We start from the raw sequence: 20,374 nt of genomic DNA on the forward strand, positions 1-20,374 counted from the left end.
CAACACTAGTGCTGCTGTCGCTCGGATGTCTAGCAGTGCTAGGGTGAAGTCATGTCGGTACAGGAACGCAAGGAACGCGAACGTGCGGCCCGCGAACGCCTCATCGTGGCGACGGCCCGCGAACTCGCCGAGCAGCAGGGCTGGGACGCGGTCACCACCCGCCGCCTCGCCGAGCGCATCGAGTACAGCCAGCCCGTCCTCTACAGCCACTTCCGCGGCAAGCGGGAGATCATCGGCGCCGTCGCCCTGGAGGGCGCCACCGAATTGGCCGTGTTGCTACGGGCCGCGACCCGTGCCGCGGACGGCCCGCGCGCCCGGGTCGCCGCCCTGGCCCGCGCCTACCTCGACTTCGCCGCACGCAACCCGGCGGTCTACGACGCGTTGTTCCAGCTCGACGGCGGCCTGGCCTACGCACAGGAGGACACCCCGCAGCCCTTGAAGGACGCCTTCGCCGCCCTTCTGGAGAGCCTCGGCGAGGTCGCCGGCGACGGTGTCGACCCGGGGCTGTTCACCGAGGTGTTCTGGGCGTCCCTGCACGGCCTGGCGACCCTGACCCGCGCGGGCCGCCTGCTGCCCGAGTACGCCGAGCCGAGGGTGGAGCTGCTGGTGGACCGGCTCGCCGTGATCTGACGCGACGGCCCGGCGCTCCCCACTCGGTACCCGCCCCGGACGCCGGCTGTGCCGAGGCGGGCCGTTGCGGGGAGCGGAGCACGAGCAGGGTGATCTCGCCGGGGGCGAAGACGCGGAACGGCGGGCCCCGGAAGCCGGTGCCGCGGCTGGTGCAGAGGAGGGTGCGGGCGCCGTGGCGGCTGCGGCCGGCGCGGAGGGGCTGGTCGATGCGGACCAGGTGGTGGAAGGGCCAGATCTGGCCGCCGTGGGTGTGGCCGGAGAGCTGGAGGTCGACCCCGCCCGCTTCCGCCCGGTCGACGAACGTGGGCTGGTGTGCCAGAAGCAGGACGGGCAGGTCGGGGTCGGCGCCGCTCAGGGGTCCGGCGAGATGGGCGCAAGCACCTCGTCGAGCACGCCGCCGCTCTCGGCATCGACATGGAGATCAGCGCCCGCACCCCCGGAACCAGCAGATTCACTCCGATACCCAAACGCTGGGCCGTGGAACGGACCTATGGCTGGCTCATGCTCCACCGCCGCCTCGCCCGCGACTACGAGACCCTCCCCGCCCGCTCCGAAGCCATGATCCACCTCGCCATGACCGACCTCATGGCCCGCCGCCCCACCGGAGGGAACACCATCTCCTGGCGCGCCATGAGATCACCGGATCAAATCCGCATACCGGGATGAAACAACGAGAGAAAACGACCTCTTGGTCGCGAGTGAGCCAGTGGCGCCCCCGGCAGGACTCGAACCTGCGGCCAAGCGCTTAGAAGGCGCCTGCTCTATCCACTGAGCTACGGGGGCCGGCTGTGCTGGCCGTGTACGGACTGCCCTGGTGGGGGCGGGTCCGTGACGTTGCCGGGGACAAGGATAGAACTCCCCGATCCGTGTCCCTGTTGCTTCGCCTCCGTGGCTCAATGTGGAGGTTCGGTGAAGCGGTCCTGATAATCGCAGGCAGGTACGAATCGTGCATCGCTTTTGGCGCCTGGCGCACCGGGTGTTGTGCACTCGTTATGCCTGGACTGTGCCTCCGTCCCAGTCGCCCCTTGCGCCCGTTGTGTCCTGTCGGCACGCAGACATGTCTATATGCTTCAGAATTCCCCTAAAATTGGGCATTCTTCGCATGTGGTGACCTTGGACGTACGGCCTCAGCTGCTCGACACACTCTCCGCCCTGCGCGACCGTGTCGCTGCCGCACGCTTCCCGCTGCCCCTGGCGGGGGCTCCACGCGCGCGTGCCAACCGCGACGAACTCCTCGCCCAGCTCGACGACTATCTGGTGCCCCGCCTCAGAGAGCCCGAAGCGCCTCTGCTGGCCGTCGTGGGCGGCTCCACGGGCGCCGGCAAGTCGACCCTCGTCAACTCACTCGTGGGCCGCCGGGTCAGCGAGGCCGGCGTGCTGCGGCCGACCACCCGCACGCCGGTCCTGGTCTGCCATCCCGAGGACCATCACTGGTTCAGCGGCATGCGCGTGCTGCCCGACCTCACCCGCGAGTGGGTACCACGTCAGGAGCCCTGCGACGACCCCTTCCTTCCCGGAGAGAACCCCGCGCGCATGCTGCGCGTCGAGACCGCGGACAGCATCCCGCGCGGCCTCGCCCTGCTCGACGCCCCCGACATCGACTCCCTGGTCGTCGACAACCGGGTCCTCGCGGCGGAGCTCATCTGCGCCGCCGACATCTGGGTGATGGTGACCACGGCCGCCCGCTACGCCGACGCCATCCCCTGGCACCTGCTGCGCACCGCAAAGGAGTACGACGCCACCCTGGTGACCGTCCTGGACCGGGTCCCGCACACGGTCGTCTCCGAGGTCTCCCGGCAGTACGGCGCCCTCCTCACCAAGGCCGGACTCGGCGACGTACCCCGGTTCACCGTGCCCGAGCTGCCCGAGTCGGCCTGGGGCGGCGGGCTGCTCCCGGCCACCGCGGTCGCCCCGCTGCGCGCCTGGCTCCTCCACCAGGCCCAGGACCCCGGCGCCCGCAGCCACACCCTGGCCCGCACCGCGCACGGCCTCCTCGACTCCCTCAAGGCCCGCATGCCCGAGCTGGCCGCTGCCGCCGCCGCCCAGTACGCCGCCGCGCTGCGCCTGACCTCCGCCGTCGACACGGCGTACGACAGCGAGCACGCGCGCGTGCGCGGACGCCTGCAGAGCGGCGCCGTCCTGGCCGGGGACGCCCTCAAGCGCTGGCGCGCCTACCCCCTGGACTGCACCGCCGGTGAACTCCTGGACGCCCTGGTGGAGAGCCTGGCCGCGCTGCTGCTGTGCGCCGTCACCGCCGCCGACGAACGCGTCGACGACGCCTGGCGCCGCGAACCGGCCTCCGCCGCTCCCGGCCTCGGCGACCGCGACCCCTCCCCGGAGAGCGCCGAGCACCGCATCGGCCTCGCCGTCCGGCGCTGGCGGCGCGAGCTGGAGGAGTACGCCGAGGACGAGGTGCGCGAGCTCGACCGCAGCGTCGCCCCGGACCCCGAGGCCGTCGCCGCCCTGGTGGCCACCGCGCTGCTCGGCGGACGGCGCACCAGGGTGGCGGGGGAGCGGCTGGCCGAGCGCATCGGCGCCCACGGCGCGCTGCGGCTGCGCGACCGGGCGGGACGGCTGCTCACCGAGCACGTCGACCGGGTCCTGTACGCCGAACGCGAGCGCCGCATCGCCCCCCTGGACGCACTCGACGTGCACCCCGAACCCCAGGCCGAACTCATCGCCGCCCTGTCCGTCCTGCAGAAGGAGAGGTGACCGGTGACCGCCGTCACTGACCACGACCACACGGATCGCATGGACCACATGGATCACACCAGTGACTACACCGGTGACTACGCCGGCGACTTCGGGACCGGCCTGACCGCGGCGGACTCCGCACCGGACACCGGCCGGAAGCGCCGGGACGGGGCCGAGACGGAGCCCAGGGCGTCCGCAGCGTCCACAGCGTCGAAAACGTCCGGAGCGTCCGGAGCGTCCGGCGAGCCCCGGGTGCCCAGGGAGGCGAAGGAGGCCGCGGACACGCGCAGGGCCACCGGGAGTCCCCAGGCTTCCGAAGCCGCCGGAACCGCGCAGGCCGTCGAGGAGGCCGGGGCCGTCGAGGGGGCGCCCGCCTCCGCCGCCGGAACGGAGAACGTCCCGCACGCGCGCGTGCGGGAGCGACGGGACCCGGCCGCCGACACCCCTGCTGCCGCTGCCGCTGCCGCTGCCGCTGCCGCTGCCGAGGCCGAAGCCGCCGCTGCCGACGACGATCCGGCCTCGGCCGACGACGTCTGGGACGACGGCCTCATCGCCCGCCGCGTCACCGAGACCGCGAAAGCCGCCGTTCCCGTCCTGGAGACCCGCGGCCCCGGCGCCCCGCCCCCCGCCCCGCTCGCCTACGACGGCCCGCTGCGCTCCCGCCTCGACGCCCTGCGCGAGCTCGTCGGCCTCTCCCGCACCCGCCTCGACAGCGCCACCCTCGCCGAGGCCGGCCGGGTCCTGGACGAGGCGGCCAGCCGGCGCCGGCTCTCCGGCCAGCACACCGTCGTCGCCCTCGCCGGCGCCACCGGCAGCGGCAAGTCCCAGCTGTTCAACGCGCTCGCCGGGGTCGCCATCTCGGAGACCGGAGTACGCCGGCCCACCACCGCCGCGCCCATCGCGTGCAGTTGGAGCGACGGCAGCGCGGCCCTGATCGACCGGCTCGGCATCCCGGGCCGGCTGCGCCGCCGCCCCGTGCACAACCCGGAGGCGGACGCGCAGCTGCGCGGCCTGATCCTGATCGACCTGCCCGACCACGACTCGGCCGCCGTTCAGCACCGCGAACAGGTCGACCGGATCCTGAAACTGGTCGACGCGGTGATCTGGGTCGTCGACCCCGAGAAGTACGCCGACGCGGTCCTCCACGAACGCTATCTGCGGCCCATGGCGGGCCACGCCGAGGTCATGTTCATCGTCCTCAACCAGACCGACCGGCTGCCCGGCGAGGCCACCGACCAGGTCCTGGACGACCTGCGCCGACTGCTCGACGACGACGGCATCGCGCTCGGCGAGTACGGCGACCCGGGCGCGACCGTGCTCGCGCTGTCCGCCCTCACCGGCGACGGCGTCGGCGAACTGCGCGAAGTGCTCGGCCAGTTCGTGTCCGAGCGGGGCGCCGCGGCCCGCCGTGTCGCCGCCGACGTGGACGCCGCCGCGGCCCGGCTGCGGCCCGTCTACGCCACCGGGCGGCGCGCCGGACTCAGCGAGGAGGCGCGCGACGAGTTCGCGGCGCGGCTCGCGGACGCGGTCGGCGCCACCGCCGCCGGCGAGGCCGCCGAACGGGCCTGGCGGCGCAATGCCAACCGGGCCTGCGGCACACCCTGGCTGCGACTGCTGCGCTGGTACCAGAAGCGCGGCGAGCCGCCGACCGGCCGCCTGCAGAAGGCCCAGCCGGAGGAGGAGGCCGCGGCGCGGCAGCGCGTCGAGCAGGCGGTGCGCACGGTCTCCGAGCGTGCCTCGGCCGGGCTGCCTGCGCCCTGGGCGCAGGCGGTGCGCGAGGCGGCGGTACGCGGCTCGCAGGGCCTTCCCGAGGCGCTCGACGAGCTGGCCGCACGGGCCGGGCTGCCGCCGGGGCGGCCACCGCGGCCGGGCTGGTGGCCGGTGGCGGTGCTCGCCCAGGCCGCCATGACGCTCCTTCAGGTGCTCGGCGGGCTGTGGCTGGTGGGGCAGATCGCCGGGGTGATGGCGCCCAACCTGGGCGTTCCGGTGCTGCTGATGGTCGCCGGGATCGCCGGCGGACCGCTGGTCGAGTGGGGCTGCCGGATCGCCGCCCGCGGACCGGCCCGCCGGTACGGCCTGGAGGCGGAACGCCGGCTCCGGGAGGCGGCGGCCGGCTGCGGCCGGGCCCGCGTACTGGACCCGGTGGCCGCGGAGCTGTTGCGCTACCAGGAGGTGCGGGAGCAGTACGGGCGGGTGACGGGGGCGAGCGCCGGGGTGCGCTGACGGAGCGGCGCGGGGCGGGGGAGGCTCCGCCCGGGGGAGGCAGGCTCCGCCCGGGGGACGCGGCTCACTCTGCGGGGTGGCGGAGTTCTCCACAGGGCGACGGCGGTCCACAGCGCCCGGCGGTCCCGGGCCGACGGCGGCAGTCTGGTTCCGCGGCGATCACGACGCACAGGGATGAACCGGGGCCCGAACGGACGCCCACGGGCTCACACGAGCCCCTTGGTGCCCGCAAGCCCCATGGGGCCCACGGAGCACGCACGGATCCGCTCCGCGCACACGGGCGCGCACGCATCCCCGGCACGCGGTCGCCGCGGTGGAGACAGCCGTACGGGACGGACCCGTACGCGGATCCGCCCGGCCCCGGCGGCCGGGCGAGGGAGGGGTTCGTGATGAACGAGACGATGGTCTGCGCGGTGGGCAACGTGGCGACGCAGCCGGTCTTCCGCGAGCTGGCGGCGGGAGCGTCGGCGCGCTTCCGGCTGGCGGTGACCGCGCGTTACTGGGACCGCGAGAAGAACGCCTGGACCGACGGCCACACCAACTTCTTCACGGTCTGGGCCAACCGGCAGCTCGCCACCAACGCGGCTACCTCGCTGGCGGTCGGCGACCCGGTCGTCGTGCAGGGACGCCTGAAGGTGCGCACCGAGACCCGGGAGGGCCAGCAGTGGACCTCCGCCGACATCGACGCGGTGGCGATCGGCCACGACCTCGCCCGCGGCACGACCGCCTTCCGGCGCACCGGCAAGCCGGACGCGCCGACATCGGCAACGGCACCGCCACCACCGCGCCCGGAACCGCACTGGGAGACACCGGCGGAGTCCTCCGACCCGCCCGCGCAGGCACTGCCGGAGCCGGTGGCGGTGGCCTGACACGACGCCGGCCGACCTCACGGCCCGCTCCGGCCGACGGCCCGCCACGGCCGACCGGCCCGCCGTGGAAGGCCTCTGACGACACGGCGGCCTCTGGCGGCGGAGCGGCATTGACGGCACGACGGCCTTTGACGGCGGAGCGGCGTTCGACGGCACGACGGCCCGTTGACGGCACGACGGCGTTGGCGAAGCGAAGGCCGTTGACGAAGCGAAGGCCGTCGTCGACCAGAGTGCCGTGCACGGCCTTTGACGGCTCGTCGGCGCACGCGCTCCCCGGCGCAGGCCCCACCACCGCTGCTGCCGAAGCGACTTGCCGACGACCTCGCTCGCCGGCGCTCCCGCGATAACGATTGCGGATCGGATCGCTCATCGGACCATCTCACCGGGAAAGGCCGGTCCGGCTGATCCATAGGATGCCGGGCATGGCCCCTGGGGCCGCTGATTCTGCTGGTGGGACCATCCCCCCCGTCCAACGGGTCCTGCTCGAAGGGGAGTTCTGTGCTCGCTGCGTTCTCTGGTTCCTCGGCGCCCCGCGCGTCCACCAGGCCCTACGGCACCGCCGTGGCCGCGAGAGGCACGGCCCGCCTCGCCGCCGCGACCCTGGTGTCCGGGCTGGTGGCCGTCGTCGCGCTGACCTGCGCCGGCCGGGCCGCGGCCGACGACGGGACCGCCGCGAGCCAGAGCGGGGCGACGGCGACCATGAGCGGGCTGAAGACCTACGGCGAAGCCGTCGTCCACGGCGGCAGCGGCGACGAGCAGGTGGCCGCCGGTCTGTTCGAGATGTCCGTGGACGGCGGCGGGACGCTCCAGACGTACTGCGTCGATCTCCACAACCCCGCCCAGCGGGACGCCAAGTACCACGAGACGGCGTGGAGCGGCACCTCGCTCGGTGCCAACCGGAACGCCGGCAACATCCGCTGGATCCTGCAGAACTCCTACCCGCAGGTCAACGATCTCGCCGCGCTGGCCCGCAAGGCCGGCGCCGGCAGCCTCACCGAGCAGGACGCGGCGGCCGGCACCCAGGTGGCGATCTGGCGCTACTCGGACGGCGCGGACGTCGACGCCGTCGACCCGCAGGCCGAGAAGCTGGCCGACTACCTGGAGAAGAGCGCCCGCGGGCAGAACGAGCCGCCGGCCTCGCTGACCTTCTCCCCGGCGGCCGTCTCCGGCCGTCCGGGCGGCCTGCTCGGCCCGGTGACGGTGCACACCAACGCGCGCACGGTCACCGTGATCCCGCCGTCGGACGCGGCCCTGACCGGTGTACGGATCACCGACAAGGCCGGCAAGCCGGTCACCACCGCCCAGGACGGCAGCCGTCTCTACTTCAAGGTCCCCGACGACGCCGCGGACGGCTCCGCCGAACTGACCGTCCAGGCGTCGACGACGGTCCCCGTCGGCCGTGCCTTCACCTCCGACAGCCGCAGCCAGACGCAGATCCTGGCCGGCTCCAGCGAGTCGACGGTCGCCGCCACCGCGAACGCGACGTGGGCGGAGCAGGGCGCGATACCGGCGCTGTCGGCCGAGAAGGACTGCGTCCGCGGCAGCGTGGACATCACCGCGGCCAACACCGGGGACAAGCCGTTCACCTTCGAGCTGGTGAGCACCGAGTACACCATCCCGGCCGGCACCTCGCGGACGGTGACCGTCCCGCTCCAGGAGGACCAGGCCTACGACTTCACGATCACCGGCGCGAACGGTCTCGAGCGCCGCTTCACCGGTGTCCTCGACTGCAAGACCCAGGGCAACGCCGGCCTGACCGCCCAGACCCTCAGCGAGCCCAGCCCGGCCTCGGTCGGCGGCACCGGGACCGGCGTCAACCTCGCCGCGACCGGCGGCGGCTCCGCGAGCGGTGCGATCGCGGGGGTGGCCATCGGCCTGGTGGTTATCGGCGGCGCCGTCCTGGTGATCCTGCGCGGGCGTGAGAACCAGCGGACGGACTGAGCCCGGGAGGGGCACCATGACGTCATGACCAACTCTCCCGCACCAGGCGCACCCGGCAGGCCGTGGTCATCCTCGGACTCCATCCTGTCCCTGTGGTCGCACGACTCGGTGCTGTCGATCGGCTCGGTGGGCTCCGTGCTCTCCATCGGCTCGGTGGGTTCGGCCCTCTCCGTCGGCTCGATCGGCAGCGCCCTCTCGGCGGGCTCGATCGGCTCGGCGCTGTCCCTCGTCTCGGCCGGCTCCTGGCTGAGCACGGGCTCGGTGCTCTCGGCCAACTCCCGCTGGTCCACCCTGTCCTGGCGCTCCACCCGCGCCTTCCGCTCGACCGGCCCCGGGGAAGCGGTGGGGGTGCTGGCGACGGTGGGAACCTTGGCCGCGACCGCCCTCCTCCTCCACAAAGCCCTGCACAAGCCCGCCACCTAGGGCGTGAACCGGGGCCGCCGGCACCCGGATCCCCGACTGGCCGGCCCCCAGCAGTGGGGACCGGCCGGGACTCCAGCCGCACCAGCGCTTCGCCTGATAAGTACTCGCCCGCGCCACCTCCGGTGCCCCAGAATTCCCTCGTGGCAGACACGGAACCCACCGAAGGAACGGGACCCGCCGAAGAAGAGGAGAAGGCCGGGCTGCTGGGCTGGTGCTTGGTGGCCAACGTGGCGCGGGAGACCCTGCACGGCGAGGGCGGCCTCGACCTCCAGCACGGCATGAAGCACTTCGCCGCGGGCGCCCTGCTGTGGATCCCGCCCGTCCCCTGGGACCCCGGCCACTGCCGCTGGCCTGCCGTGGGACGGCACCGCGGCAACAGCCGCCGGTACGTCAGCATGGTCGTACGCGCCGAAGACCTGGAGAACTTCCGGGTCAAGGGTGTCTACAGCGAGGCCCTCGTCCGCAGGCTCAACGGGCGCCGGCACGACCCGGCCGCCCCGCGGACCCTGCAGAACCCGTGGTCCCGCGAGGACGCCCAGAACTGGGCGGACAGGTGGAACCAGCCCCGGGAAGCCCTCCGCATCGACGGCCGCTCGTACCCGTGGATGACCGTCACCAACCCTCCGCCGGCCGAACTGTGCGTGGACGGCGAAACGCTGCACCTCGCCCACTACGGCACCAGGGGAGCCCACTACAGCCGCACCCCACCTCCGGTGGAACGAACGCCTGGGCCCTGAACGGGTCCTGGCGGTTCACGCGGTGGCGACGGCCGTCGCGGCGTGTACGACCGTCAGCAGCGCGGCACCCGCGATCTGCTCGCGGTCCCGCGGTCGGCGACCCGCAGCGACGACCCGGTCGAACGGATCGGTCAGGCCGCGGAGATCCTGGGCCGGGCGGTGCTGCGCAGGCAGGGCACCGTACGGGTGGTCGTCGCCTCGACGATCGCGAAGCCCTCGGCCGCCAAGGAGCGCCCCGCCCACCGTTTCGGGTTCATCAGGCACGCCCTGGCCCCCTGGGCCGACAGGTGTGACCCCGCGGCCCATGCGGACGTGGAACGACTGGTCCACGGCCTCGCCCTCGTGATCAGCGCCGAGTCCCTGTTCGCCCTCATCGACCTCTGCGACCTGCCCCCCGACGACGCGATCACCACCCTGGCGGCCACCGCACGACACATGACCGCGGCAGCGGTCGCGGCCATCCCCACCGTCCCCGCCGCCGACTGAACCCCCTCGCGTCTCACGCCGGGGTGACGTCCGTACCGCCGTCGGCCAGGACGTCCAGGACCTCGGCGAACGCCGCCGGCCGGTCGCGGTGGGGGCGTCCGCAGGCCCGATCGCGGACAGGATCGAGCCAGGCCCGGCGGCGGTGGGCGCCGAGGTCCGCCCAGGCAGGTGACCCGTTCCCCCGCACACCGGCCATCATGCCCAGGTCGGCCACCTGCGGCGAAGTCGTTCTCCTGTGCGGCGCTTTTCACCCGAACGGCCCAACAGTGCGTGCCACCCGCATGGGTGAAGATCAAGCTGACTAGTGCCCCAAGACGAGGCAATCCGTGAAAGGGGAACCACATGCGCATCCGACGAATCCTCGCCGCCGTCATCGCGACGGCGGCCCTCACCGGAGTCGGCCTCACCGGCGCCGCCAGCGCCACCGCTGCCACTGCACAGGGCCCGTCCTATGTCACCCCGTCCCAGTGCAGGCAGGGCGGCGGAACGCCCGCGATCAACGAGCCGGGCAACCTGTGCAAGGGCGGTATGTACGACGGGGAGCAGGTCGACTGAACCCCGCAGAGCGCCCCGCCGCCACCCGCGGCGGGGCGCTCCCGCCTGAGCGCGGCGTCTGCGGGACGCCGTCCACATCGGGCACTCCAGGGGCGGCGGCGAGGTCGGAGTCATCGACAACTGGTGGCGGCAGGCCATGGACTCATGCGACAGTCCCATTCGAGCCACCAAGCGGTTTAAACCCGTATAGAGTCCCCCTGCACTTGTTCGATTTCAAAAGGGGGGGTCCCTTTGCGTACTCGTCTTGCCACCTCAGCCATAGCCGTCGCCGTGGCCGGCGTCTTCTTCAGCGCACCGACCGCCTTCGCGGCGACGCTGCCGTCCACCAACACCGCCCATCACTGTGTCTCCCACACCACGGGCCTGTGCGGCTGGACGCACCACCAGAAGCCCAAGGACAAGTACGAGACCGCGAAGTGCAAGGACGCCACGCTGTCCTACTCACGGCACTCGCAGGGCACGTGCTCCCACCACCATGGCGTCCACTACTGGTTCAAGTAGACCGCCGGACAAGCGCCGCACGCACCCGAGTGGCCCCGTGCCCGCAGCTTCCCAAGCTGAGAGCTGCAGCCGGATGTCTGACGAACGGTCGTTGACCTGCTGTCCAGTGCGTTACTGATCTCCCGAAGGTGCCCCCCGGGTAGAGCAAAGGCGTTGCTGGGGTTTCGGTACGAGTGCCCGCCGTCGTTGACCCGGACCCCGTTTGCCAGCCTCCAGCGAGCAGGAGCCCATTGGCCCTGGTTCTCCAGGAGCATGCTTGCCACGTCGGCCGGCTCCTCGATCAGGGTGAGAGCGGCGAGAGCGGTGGTGAGGGTGACGGCCGCGTCGTCGGGAAGTCGCGCATCGCCGAGTGTCGGGAAGAGCAGCAAGAGACGGGCGTCGGGATCGTCAACGCCCTCGGTGGCCGGCTGTCGGGCAGCGGACAGCAACTCCGGCCAGGCCATTCCAGGCCCCATGAAGTGACCGTCATCCACGGCGAGGGTTTCCGCCGCGGACCACGCCGGGTGATGTATCAGGTAGTCCACCCCGCGGTCGCCCTCGATGTTGCGGTAAACGACGTGGATGGTGTGCCCCGAGGACAGAGGCACGCTGAACACCGGCCACTCACGCTCGGAAGACAGCACGCGATACAGCTCCATGGCCGCGTCCCAGTCGGCCCCGAACGCAGCTCGCTGCGCGTCCTCACCGCGCAAGGAGCTGCCGAGGTGCACGGGCCAGAACAACGGATTGTCCAGGTAGGCACTGCCGTGGACCAGAGGGCCATCTTCGTATCCGGGGATCTTCAGCACGCGAGGATGATGGCACGAGGGACAGACACCACCCCGGGGTGCGAGGTTCGGCCGCCCCGTCTCAGTTTCCGTCTCATTCACCACCGTTCGCTGACGTTCAGCCGAGATCAGAACGCCGCTCCCGCCCCGGGCCAGCCGCCCATGAACGCAGGTGAACGCCCCTGCACGCATCCCAACACCCCACCACCACAGTTGGAAAGCGTGTTGGTCTTCACGACAACGCCGGCCCACGACACCGCCAGTCGCGACAGCTAGGTTGAGGGCGTGGACGAGGAAGCGATCACCATCAAGCTCACGCGCGATCAAGCGTTCGTGCTGTCGGACTGGCTCTACCAAGTCATGTTCCAGTCCGACGACCTTGAAGGGATCGTGCACGACCGAGCCGTCTGGTCGCCGATCTACGCGATCTCCGGAACGCTGGACAAGACCCTGAGCGAGATCTTCATGCCCGACTACGGCCCACGCCTCGAAGCGGCCAAGGAGCGTCTCCACGCCGATCTGTACGGGGGAGCAGACGAGCCGACGACGCCAGGCCAGGACACGACCGACGCACCACAAGCGCACCAGATGGAGCGGGGAACAGCGGGGAACCACGGTGAAAGCGACCGAGGGCAATGAGACCCGGTGCCAGGTGAAAGACCAGTTCAGCGGCCCTACCAGCCGCAAATGCCCCCAGCTTCCCAAGCTGAGAGCGCGATGCAGCCTACTTATCCGCCAGTGACCAGAGTGATGTCTCCGACTTCCAAGACCTCCGGGAGATCGGGGAACTCGGCCGAAGCAAGCATGCGCGTCAGGGCGTGCTCGATCTGGAGAGCCGCCAGGTCGGGCATGTCGTCCCATGCTCCGAGGTCGGTGACATGAGCGAACAGTCGTTTGGCCGGCAGCCAGCGGAAGCTCACGATGACCAGTCGGCCAGATGCGCCGACATCCAGTACCTCGACCTGGTCCCAGGGTGACGGCGGTTGGTATGGCGGCGCATCGCTGTTGAGAGGAGCGTAGGCGTGCCATCCGGGCTGATCATCTGTGTTCTCAGGTGAAGGTTGGAGCCCTACGACCTCACCGCCGGCACCCTCGTCGTCCTCCCCGAGGGCGGCCCGCACGCCGGGACAGGCGTCGTCGACCGCATGGCCGCCATCGGTATCACGGTCAGCCACGCCGTGGAGCAGCCCGAGCCCCGGCAGGCGACCGCCGAGGAGGCATCGCTCCTCGGTGTTCAGAAAGCCGCTCTCGTCACCCCTATCCGGCGGACGTACTACAGCGATCAAGGGCGGCCCGTGGAGACGGCGGACATCGTGGTGCCCGTGGCTCACTGCGAAATCGTGTACGAGATCCCGATCAACCGTCAGCCGGCGCCCTCGGCGTCGAGCCAAGCGGAGAGCGCGGAGAAGTCGGCGTCCACGAGCCCTTTGGCCGGGTCGACGCGATGAAGCAGCGACGCCCCGGGGTGTTGTGCAGAGACCCAGAGACGGTCCAGGGCGCTGATTTCGTCGTCGACCCAGACGAACGGCCGGCCGTCGGCCCACTCGACCAAAGGACGGGTCTTCCAGTGCAGGCCACGGGGCTCATCGTCGCCCCCGGAGTCCGGCCACTCCACCACGAGGAGTTTCGGCAGCCCGAGGCGTGGCGCGACCGCCTCGTTCGCATCCTCCATCCAAGTCGTGGCCCACACGAGAGGGCATCCCAGGGCCAGGAGGCGCGGTCCGATTTCGGGATCAAGCCGATCGAGCAGCGGGTTCCCCTGATCGAGAGACACTGAGGAGTCGGAAACAGCGGCTTTCAGCGGACCACCCGATGAACCGAACGGGATCAGCGGACCGTCGACGTCGAGGAAGAGGATGGGCCGGTCCGCTGCGCTTGTCACAGCGGCACGATAGCTCCGGAGCGGTGGGAGGACTTTGCTTCCCGGGCCGTCCCCGGGCCGTCCCCGGGCCGCCCCTGGGCCGTCTGAGGCTCCCCGAGGCCTCTCGACGGCGACCGACAGTGACCGGCGAGTGACCGTCGCCGCCGGCGAACCCCCAGGTCACAGCCCCCGGACCAAACGGGTTAACACCCGAGGCTGGACGTCAGGCAAGATGGGGTGTATCTGCCCACTGCCAGATTTCAAGCTGCCGGACGGTTTCTCTTGGCTGAGTTCATTTACACCATGCGCAAGACGCGCAAGGCGCACGGCGACAAGGTGATTCTCGATGACGTCACCCTGAACTTCCTGCCCGGGGCCAAGATCGGCGTCGTCGGTCCGAACGGTGCCGGCAAGTCGACCGTGCTGAAGATCATGGCGGGGATCGAGCAGCCGTCCAACGGCGACGCCTTCATCTCGCCCGGGTACAGCGTCGGCATCCTCATGCAGGAGCCCGAGCTCAACGAGGAGAAGACCGTCCTGGAGAACGTCCAGGAGGGTGTCGCCGAGATCAAGGGCAAGCTCGACCGGTTCAACGAGATCGCCGAGCTCATGGCGACCGACTACTCCGACGCCCTGCTCGACGAGATGGGCAAGCTGCAGGAGGAGCTGGACCACGCAGGCGCCTGGGACCTCGACGCCCAGCTGGAGCAGGCCATGGACGCCCTCGGCTGCCCGCCCGGCGACTGGCCCGTCACCACCCTCTCCGGTGGTGAGAAGCGGCGCGTGGCGCTCTGCAAGCTGCTGCTCGAAGCCCCCGACCTGCTGCTGCTCGACGAGCCCACCAACCACCTCGACGCCGAGTCGGTGAACTGGCTGGAGCAGCACCTCGCCAAGTACGCGGGGACCGTCGTGGCCATCACCCACGACCGGTACTTCCTCGACAACGTGGCGCAGTGGATCCTGGAGCTCGACCGCGGCCGCGCCTACCCCTATGAGGGCAACTACTCCACCTACCTGGAGACCAAGGCCACCCGCCTCAAGGTCGAGGGCCAGAAGGACGCCAAGCGGCAGAAGCGGCTCAAGGAAGAGCTGGAATGGGTGCGGTCGAACGCCAAGGGGCGCCAGGCCAAGTCCAAGGCCCGTCTCGCGCGGTACGAGGAGATGGCCGCCGAGGCCGACAAGATGCGGAAGCTGGACTTCGAGGAGATCCAGATCCCGCCGGGCCCGCGTCTCGGCAACGTCGTCGTCGAGGTCGACAAGCTGAACAAGGCCTTCGGAGAGAAGGTCCTCGTCGACGGGCTCAGCTTCACGCTGCCGCGGAACGGGATCGTGGGCGTCATCGGCCCGAACGGCGCCGGCAAGACCACCCTGTTCAAGATGATCCAGGGGCTCGAGACGCCGGACTCCGGTGACATCAAGGTCGGCGAGACCGTCAAGATCTCGTACGTCGACCAGGGCCGCGCCAACATCGATCCCAAGAAGACCCTGTGGGAGGTCGTCTCCGACGGGCTCGACTACATCAACGTCGGCCAGGTCGAGATGCCGAGCCGGGCGTACGTGTCCGCGTTCGGGTTCAAGGGCCCGGACCAGCAGAAGCCGGCAGGCGTCCTCTCCGGCGGTGAGCGCAACCGCCTCAACCTCGCGCTCACCCTCAAGCAGGGCGGCAACCTGCTGCTCCTCGACGAGCCGACCAACGACCTCGACGTGGAGACCCTCTCCAGCCTGGAGAACGCGCTGCTGGAGTTCCCCGGCTGCGCCGTCGTCGTCTCCCACGACCGGTGGTTCCTCGACCGGGTCGCCACCCACATCCTCGCCTACGAGGGCGACTCCAAGTGGTTCTGGTTCGAGGGCAACTTCGAGTCGTACGAGAAGAACAAGATCGAGCGGCTGGGACCGGACGCCGCGCGTCCGCACCGCGCCACCTACAAGAAGCTGACCCGGGGCTGATCGGTCTTGCGCCACATCTATCGCTGCCCCCTGCGCTGGTCCGACATGGACGCGTACGGCCACGTCAACAACGCGGTCTTCGTCCGCTACCTGGAGGAGGCCAGGATCGACTGGCTGTTCCGCCCGGACAAGGAGTTCAAGCAGGGGTCGGTGGTGGCGCGCCACGAGATCGACTACAAGCGGCAGCTCGTGCACCGGCACCACCCGGTCGACATCGAGCTGTGGGTCACCGAGATCAGGGCCGCGTCCTTCACCGTCACCTACGAGGTGAAGGACGACGACCAGATCTACGTGCGGGCCTCCACGGTGGTCGTGCCGTTCGACTTCGAGGCGGGCCGGCCGCGCCGGCTCACCTCCGAGGAGCGGGACTTCCTGGCGGAGTACCGCGACGACGACAAGGAGGAGGCCGTCGCCGCATGACGGTGCTCCACCTCGCTGACGACGGGGAGGCGGCGGACCTCGCGGCCTTCCTCTCCCGGCTGCTGCACTACGACCGCTCGGCCGCGGTGCGCCTCCAGGCGGCCGGGACCGCGCTCGCCGTCTTCGGGCGGCCACCGTCCTTCGAGGTGCTGGCGATCCGCGCGGTACGGCTCGCCAAGCCCTACGAGGACGGCCTGGACGTCACCCTCGACGTCACCGTGTCGGCGGGGGAGCTGCTGGAGTCGGTGGACGAGCGGGCCGCCACGGCCGCCGTGCCGAAGGCCGTGACCGGGCCGCCGTGGGCCGGGGTGCTGCCCCCGCGCGCCGGCTGGCAGGCCGAGCCGGGGCTGCCCGCGCCGGCCGCCCTGCGCGCCTTGGTCGCCGCCGCGGTCGGCGAATTCCGGTCCCGTACCGAGGAGTTGGCCCCGGACGGCCGGACCCGGGCCGAACTCGACCGGATCGGGCGGGACATCTGGTCCCGGACGGTCGGCGGCACCCCGCTGCCGGTCCGGGCCGTGCACGCGGCGCAGTCCCTGGGCTTCCTGCGCCCGGTCGCGCCCGCTGCGGCCGGCGCGACCGACGAGGCCGTGCTGCTCTCCGCGGGGCCGTGGCTGCGCCTGCGGACGCCGTTCGGGTCGATCGCCGTACGCCGGGCGGGACTCGGGACGCTGGGCGTCAGCGTCCGCTGAGCGCCGACGGCGGTCAGTCGGGGGTGTTGACCATCGAGGCGGCCGCGTAGGTGAGGTAGTTCCACAGCTGCTCGCGGTGCTCCGCGGAGAGGCCCAGCTCGTCCACGGCCACCCGCATGTGCCGCAGCCAGGCGTCGTGCGCCGCCCGGTCCACGGTGAACGGCGCGTGCCGCATCCGCAGCCGGGGGTGGCCGCGGTTGTCGCTGTACGTCGTGGGACCGCCCCAGTACTGGATCAGGAACAGGGTGAGCCGCTCCTCGGCCGGTCCCAGGTCCTCCTCCGGGTACATCGGCCGCAGCAGCTCGTCCTCGGCGACGCCCTCGTAGAAACGGTGGACCAGCCGGCGGAAGGTCTCCTCCCCGCCGACCTGCTCGTAGAAGGTCTTCTCCTGAAGCGTGCCGCGCCGAATCTCTCTCACCCGTACATGGTCTCAGACAGGGCGGCCCAGGACTCAAGGCCTAGGACCACGGAAGGACGGGGCCCCGCGCCCCTCGCGGGGCGCCGCGGGCTCAGCCCCGCCGGACCGTGATCGTCGTCCAGGCCCCGACGTGCACCCGGTCCCCGTCCTGCAGCGGTACCGGGACGAACGGCTGGATCGGCTCCTCGCCGCCGTTGACCGTGGTGCCGTTGGTCGAGTTCTGGTCGACGATCGCCCAGCCGCCGTCCGGCTGCTGGACCAGGACCGCGTGCTGGTGCGAGACGCCCGGGTCCTCCGGGGGCACCGACAGGTCGATGTCGGGGGTGTCGCCGGTGGAGTGCCGGCGGCGGCCGATGGTGACCTGGTTGCCGGTGAGCGTGCGCTGCTGTTCCGGGGAGTACGCGGGCAGGTTGAGGCCGGCCGCCTCCGGGCCCGAGCGCTGCATCATCGCCATGAAGTAGTCGCGGTCCGGGCCGATCGTCGCCGTCCACGTCGCCGGGCCCTGGGGGGCCTGCGGGAAGGCGGGACCGGGCGGGGCCTGGGTGGCGCCGGGCTGCGGGTAGCCGTAGCCGCCCTGGCGGGCGGGCGCGCCGGGGCCCCCGGCCTGCCCCGGAGGGGAGATCACCCAGTCGTCGTCACCGCCGCCGAAGGACGGGCCGCCGGCCGGCGGCCTGGTCTCCTGCGGGAAGCCGGGCGGCGCGGGCGGGGCCGACTGCTGGAAGGCCCCGGGAGCGCCACCGCTGGTCGCGCCGGGACCCCCGGGCGGCGGGACGGGCGGCCGGGACGGGTCCTGGCCGAAGGGACCGGCGGCGGGGCCGCCGGACGGCTCGCGGGTGTAGGGGCCGGACGCCTGTCCGGCGCCGGGCGGCCCGCCGAACGCGGACGCGCCGCCGGCGTTCTGGCCCGGGGCGCCGCCGAAGGGCGGGGGACCCGACTGGCCACGGTCGCCGCCGAACGCCGGGGGGCCGGACTGCTGGCCTCGGTCGCCGCCGCCGAACGCGGGGGGCCCGGACTGCTGGCCACGGTCGCCGCCTCCGAAGGGCGGGGGACCGGACTGCCGACCGCCGTCGCCACCCCCGAACGCCGGGGGACCCGACTGCCGGCCGCCGTCGCCGCCGAAGGGCGGGGGACCGGACTGCTGACCCCGGTCACCGCCACCGAACCCCTGCGGATCGGGCTGGCCGGGACGGCCCCGGTCGGCGCCGTAGCCGGGCTGGCCGCCGCGCTCGCCGGCGAACGGTGTCGGGCCCGAGGGCTCGCTGCCGAAGGACGGGATCGGCTCGGCCGGGCGGTTCACCTGCGAGGGGCGCGAGCCCTGGTACTCGTAGGAGTCGCCGCCGCCGAACGACGGCGGGGCCGGCGGCCGGAAGGAGGGCGCGGCGGGGCCGCCGCCGGCCGGCGGGCGCGGGGCGGCCGGGGTGTACGAGGTGGCCGTGTTCGTCAGGAAGTTCCAGCGGCACTCCTCGCAGAACGGCGCACCGCCCTCACGGGGCGTACGGCACTGCGGGCACAGCTCCGGCTCGGCGGCGTTCGGCACGGCCGACAGATGGCGGCCACCGCCCATCGGGCCGCCTGCCGGGGCACCGGGCGCGGGCGGCGGGAAACCGTAGCCGCCGGCGGTCGGCGGGGGCGGCGGAGGTACGGCACCGGCCATGCGGTGACCGCACACCTCGCACCAGTCGTCGGAACCCGACTGGTGTCCGTTCGGGCAGGTCGGCATGGCGGGCTTCCCTCTCTGTCAGGTTCGTCCTGAGCCTGTCTGGGTGTCCTGCGTGGAAACGTTCAGGTCACTTCTTTACACGAACAGTCTTTGTGGACCGTGTCTCGAGAGTCATCTCGTCGGCCTCCTCGACCTTCGCCTTCAGTCGCACAGTACCGGTCGTGGCATCGACCACGTCCACCACCTTCGCAAGCAGTTTCGCAGTATCCGCGTTCCCCGAAGCGCTTGCCAACTGAACGGCCCGACCCAGTTTGGCCGTTGCCCCATCCATATCGCCCGCTTTGCGGAGGTCCAGACCCTGTTGGATGGCCTGGGCCAGTTCGGCCTGACCTGTGTAGTGGGCGACCTGGGGGTTGATGGAGGTCGAGGCGGCCATGTCGTCCGTCCAGACCGCCCTGATCAGACCCTGCGCGCCGAGGTTCTGGACGCTGCCGTCGGGCTGCGGGACGACCAGCGAGACGCGCGCGGCGAGCATCTCCTGGCCGAGTCCGGCCGCGGGGACCTCCACGCAGACGTGGTAGTCGCGGGACTCGTCGCCCCAGGAACCGGTCGGATAGTCCCCGGCGCGGGGCCCCGCCTCGGTGCGCCGGTCGGTCAACGCCTCGACGGTGGGCGCCACTTGCTTGACGAACTTGATGGTCGTGCCGACCGGCGTCCACAGCCGCAGCGCGACGTCCGCGACCTCCTTGCCCATCGCCGTCTCCATCATCTGCGTGAAGTCGGCGGCCAGCCCCGCGGGGTCGGCGACTATGTCGGCGGTGCCGAGGAGCGCGGAGGCGATCCCTGTGACTTCTTTCACTTCCCAGTCGGTACCGACCCCGCGCGCGTCACAGGTGAACCGTCCGGCGCAGGAGTCCAGGGCGGCCTTCAGGTCCTCCGGCGACTCGTGCTCGTTGCGGCCGTCGGTGAGCAGGATGCCGTGCCGGATGGTGACGTCCGCGGAGGACAGGAGACGGTCGGCGAGCCGGAGCCAGGTGCCGATCGCCGTGCCGCCGCCCGCGCCGAGTCTGCGCAGCGCCTGCTTGGCCTGCTCCCGGGTGGTGCGGTCGGCCACCGCGAGCCGGCCGCCGCCCGGGTAGATCTCCTTGGCGACGTGCGTGCCGCCGATCACCGCGAAGTGGGTGCCGTCGCGCAGGGTGTCGACGGCGGCCGCCGTGGCGTCGCGGGCGTTGCGCATCTTGGTGGGCGGGTAGTCCATCGAGCCCGAGCAGTCGACCATGATCGCGACTCCGGCCGACGGCCCCTGCCCGGGGGCGTACGACGCCCCGGCCGCGGTCCCGACGGTGCCGCCGCCGGTCGCCGTCACCGTGACGATCGCGTTGACCTCGCGGCCGCCGTCGGGCAGGTACTCGTTCTGGTACACGTCCACCGAGAACTGCGGCACGCTCGACTTCGAGAAATTGGCCATGACTGCTCTGCTCCCCCTCCAGCCCACCCGTGGTGGGTACTGACGGTGCGGCGGACCGGTCCCCTCCGGTCCGCCGGTGCTTCCC

At 71.9% G+C, this 20,374-nt stretch carries 21 protein-coding genes, 1 tRNA gene and 2 pseudogenes; 16 read left to right on the top strand and 8 right to left on the bottom strand.

Translation table 11 applies throughout. From position 1 onward, the window contains the following. Window positions 1-51 precede the first annotated feature (51 nt). The gene (locus AB0M11_RS17060; RefSeq protein WP_365706072.1) at window positions 52-630 is read left to right on the top strand and encodes a TetR/AcrR family transcriptional regulator; all 579 of its coding nucleotides are present in this window, start codon (window positions 52-54) and stop codon (window positions 628-630) included. A gap of 366 nt (window positions 631-996) precedes the next feature. Next, window positions 997-1,296: pseudogene (locus AB0M11_RS17065) on the top strand (transposase); the annotation flags it as partial. 41 nt (window positions 1,297-1,337) lie between these two features. Here the strand turns inward: AB0M11_RS17065 and AB0M11_RS17070 are convergent. After that, window positions 1,338-1,413: transfer RNA gene (locus AB0M11_RS17070), tRNA-Arg, on the bottom strand. 321 nt (window positions 1,414-1,734) lie between these two features. On the opposite strand from AB0M11_RS17070, the gene AB0M11_RS17075 reads away from it, so the two are divergent. From AB0M11_RS17075 to AB0M11_RS17105, 7 genes are all read left to right on the top strand, one after another. Then, window positions 1,735-3,342, top strand: coding sequence for a dynamin family protein (locus AB0M11_RS17075; protein WP_365706074.1), 1,608 nt, complete (start codon window positions 1,735-1,737; stop codon window positions 3,340-3,342). 3 nt (window positions 3,343-3,345) lie between these two features. Continuing rightward, the gene (locus AB0M11_RS17080; protein WP_365706076.1) at window positions 3,346-5,547 is read left to right on the top strand and encodes a YfjP family GTPase; all 2,202 of its coding nucleotides are present in this window, start codon (window positions 3,346-3,348) and stop codon (window positions 5,545-5,547) included. Window positions 5,548-5,936: 389 nt separating this feature from the next. After that, window positions 5,937-6,416, top strand: coding sequence for a single-stranded DNA-binding protein (locus AB0M11_RS17085; protein WP_365706078.1), 480 nt, complete (start codon window positions 5,937-5,939; stop codon window positions 6,414-6,416). A gap of 561 nt (window positions 6,417-6,977) precedes the next feature. After that, entirely contained in the window at window positions 6,978-8,357 is a 1,380-nt protein-coding gene (locus AB0M11_RS17090) for a Cys-Gln thioester bond-forming surface protein (RefSeq protein ID WP_365706151.1), read from the top strand. Between the two features lie 24 nt (window positions 8,358-8,381). Continuing rightward, window positions 8,382-8,780 (top strand): hypothetical protein, encoded by a 399-nt coding sequence (locus AB0M11_RS17095; RefSeq protein ID WP_365706080.1) that lies wholly within the window; start codon window positions 8,382-8,384, stop codon window positions 8,778-8,780. A 140-nt stretch (window positions 8,781-8,920) separates the two neighbouring features. Beyond that, window positions 8,921-9,517 (top strand): hypothetical protein, encoded by a 597-nt coding sequence (locus AB0M11_RS17100; protein WP_365706082.1) that lies wholly within the window; start codon window positions 8,921-8,923, stop codon window positions 9,515-9,517. A 42-nt stretch (window positions 9,518-9,559) separates the two neighbouring features. Continuing rightward, window positions 9,560-10,003 carry a hypothetical protein gene (locus AB0M11_RS17105; RefSeq protein ID WP_365706084.1) on the top strand — a complete coding sequence of 148 codons (444 nt, stop codon included), beginning with the start codon at window positions 9,560-9,562 and terminating at the stop codon, window positions 10,001-10,003. Between the two features lie 13 nt (window positions 10,004-10,016). On the opposite strand, the gene AB0M11_RS17110 is transcribed toward AB0M11_RS17105, so the two are convergent. Continuing rightward, on the bottom strand, window positions 10,017-10,217 hold the full coding sequence (locus AB0M11_RS17110; protein ID WP_365706086.1) for a hypothetical protein: 201 nt from the start codon (window positions 10,215-10,217) through the stop codon (window positions 10,017-10,019). A 128-nt stretch (window positions 10,218-10,345) separates the two neighbouring features. Here AB0M11_RS17110 and AB0M11_RS17115 point away from each other — a divergent pair, with 128 nt between their 5' ends. Further along, window positions 10,346-10,558: a hypothetical protein gene (locus AB0M11_RS17115; protein ID WP_365706088.1), complete on the top strand. Its 213-nt coding sequence runs from the start codon at window positions 10,346-10,348 to the stop codon at window positions 10,556-10,558. A gap of 231 nt (window positions 10,559-10,789) precedes the next feature. Continuing rightward, window positions 10,790-11,059 (top strand): DUF3761 domain-containing protein, encoded by a 270-nt coding sequence (locus AB0M11_RS17120; protein WP_365706090.1) that lies wholly within the window; start codon window positions 10,790-10,792, stop codon window positions 11,057-11,059. Here the strand turns inward: AB0M11_RS17120 and AB0M11_RS17125 are convergent. Continuing rightward, complete coding sequence (locus AB0M11_RS17125; RefSeq protein WP_365706092.1) at window positions 11,044-11,847, bottom strand: hypothetical protein; 804 nt, start codon at window positions 11,845-11,847, stop codon at window positions 11,044-11,046. The genes AB0M11_RS17120 and AB0M11_RS17125 overlap by 16 nt on opposite strands. 264 nt (window positions 11,848-12,111) lie before the next feature. On the opposite strand from AB0M11_RS17125, the gene AB0M11_RS17130 reads away from it, so the two are divergent. After that, window positions 12,112-12,465, top strand: a complete 354-nt coding sequence (locus tag AB0M11_RS17130; protein WP_365706094.1) for a hypothetical protein — start codon at window positions 12,112-12,114, stop codon at window positions 12,463-12,465. Between the two features lie 89 nt (window positions 12,466-12,554). Here AB0M11_RS17130 and AB0M11_RS17135 read toward each other — a convergent pair whose 3' ends face one another. Continuing rightward, the gene (locus AB0M11_RS17135; RefSeq protein WP_365706096.1) at window positions 12,555-12,746 is read right to left on the bottom strand and encodes a hypothetical protein; all 192 of its coding nucleotides are present in this window, start codon (window positions 12,744-12,746) and stop codon (window positions 12,555-12,557) included. Window positions 12,747-12,890: 144 nt separating this feature from the next. Between AB0M11_RS17135 and AB0M11_RS17140 the strand changes: the two are divergent. Continuing rightward, window positions 12,891-13,190 (top strand): annotated as a pseudogene (locus AB0M11_RS17140) (UTRA domain-containing protein); the annotation flags it as partial. Here the strand turns inward: AB0M11_RS17140 and AB0M11_RS17145 are convergent. Next, window positions 13,190-13,708, bottom strand: coding sequence for an HAD domain-containing protein (locus tag AB0M11_RS17145; protein WP_365706098.1), 519 nt, complete (start codon window positions 13,706-13,708; stop codon window positions 13,190-13,192). The pseudogene AB0M11_RS17140 and the gene AB0M11_RS17145 sit on opposite strands and share 1 nt — an antisense overlap. A gap of 261 nt (window positions 13,709-13,969) precedes the next feature. On the opposite strand from AB0M11_RS17145, the gene ettA reads away from it, so the two are divergent. Genes ettA through AB0M11_RS17160 form a run of 3 tightly spaced genes read left to right on the top strand, consistent with a single transcriptional unit; the run spans window position 13,970 to window position 16,743 of the window. After that, the gene (gene ettA / locus AB0M11_RS17150) at window positions 13,970-15,634 is read left to right on the top strand and encodes an energy-dependent translational throttle protein EttA (RefSeq protein WP_365706100.1); all 1,665 of its coding nucleotides are present in this window, start codon (window positions 13,970-13,972) and stop codon (window positions 15,632-15,634) included. A 6-nt stretch (window positions 15,635-15,640) separates the two neighbouring features. Further along, window positions 15,641-16,054: a thioesterase family protein gene (locus AB0M11_RS17155; RefSeq protein ID WP_365706102.1), complete on the top strand. Its 414-nt coding sequence runs from the start codon at window positions 15,641-15,643 to the stop codon at window positions 16,052-16,054. After that, the gene (locus tag AB0M11_RS17160) at window positions 16,051-16,743 is read left to right on the top strand and encodes a hypothetical protein (protein WP_365706104.1); all 693 of its coding nucleotides are present in this window, start codon (window positions 16,051-16,053) and stop codon (window positions 16,741-16,743) included. The genes AB0M11_RS17155 and AB0M11_RS17160 overlap by 4 nt, the downstream gene beginning before the upstream one ends. Window positions 16,744-16,756: 13 nt before the next feature. Here the strand turns inward: AB0M11_RS17160 and AB0M11_RS17165 are convergent, their stop codons facing one another. From AB0M11_RS17165 to AB0M11_RS17175, 3 genes are all read right to left on the bottom strand, one after another. After that, window positions 16,757-17,161, bottom strand: coding sequence for a globin (locus AB0M11_RS17165; protein ID WP_365706106.1), 405 nt, complete (start codon window positions 17,159-17,161; stop codon window positions 16,757-16,759). A gap of 91 nt (window positions 17,162-17,252) precedes the next feature. Beyond that, the gene (locus AB0M11_RS17170; RefSeq protein ID WP_365706108.1) at window positions 17,253-18,881 is read right to left on the bottom strand and encodes an FHA domain-containing protein; all 1,629 of its coding nucleotides are present in this window, start codon (window positions 18,879-18,881) and stop codon (window positions 17,253-17,255) included. Window positions 18,882-18,948: 67 nt separating this feature from the next. Further along, complete coding sequence (locus AB0M11_RS17175) at window positions 18,949-20,289, bottom strand: VWA domain-containing protein (protein WP_365706110.1); 1,341 nt, start codon at window positions 20,287-20,289, stop codon at window positions 18,949-18,951. Between the last annotated feature and the right edge of the window lie 85 nt (window positions 20,290-20,374).

Source organism: Streptomyces sp. NPDC051987, assembly GCF_040680735.1.
Lineage (GTDB): Bacteria > Actinomycetota > Actinomycetes > Streptomycetales > Streptomycetaceae > Streptomyces.

Bases quoted from the DNA above. Each gene is read 5' to 3' on its own strand.
- AB0M11_RS17085 (WP_365706078.1), top strand. From the start codon at position 5,937: ATGAACGAGACGATGGTCTGCGCGGTGGGCAACGTGGCGACGCAGCCG.
- AB0M11_RS17175 (WP_365706110.1), bottom strand. From the start codon at position 20,289: ATGGCCAATTTCTCGAAGTCGAGCGTGCCGCAGTTCTCGGTGGACGTG.
- AB0M11_RS17160 (WP_365706104.1), top strand. From the start codon at position 16,051: ATGACGGTGCTCCACCTCGCTGACGACGGGGAGGCGGCGGACCTCGCG.
- AB0M11_RS17060 (WP_365706072.1), top strand. From the start codon at position 52: ATGTCGGTACAGGAACGCAAGGAACGCGAACGTGCGGCCCGCGAACGC.
- AB0M11_RS17170 (WP_365706108.1), bottom strand. From the start codon at position 18,881: ATGCCGACCTGCCCGAACGGACACCAGTCGGGTTCCGACGACTGGTGC.
- AB0M11_RS17095 (WP_365706080.1), top strand. From the start codon at position 8,382: ATGACCAACTCTCCCGCACCAGGCGCACCCGGCAGGCCGTGGTCATCC.
- AB0M11_RS17115 (WP_365706088.1), top strand. From the start codon at position 10,346: ATGCGCATCCGACGAATCCTCGCCGCCGTCATCGCGACGGCGGCCCTC.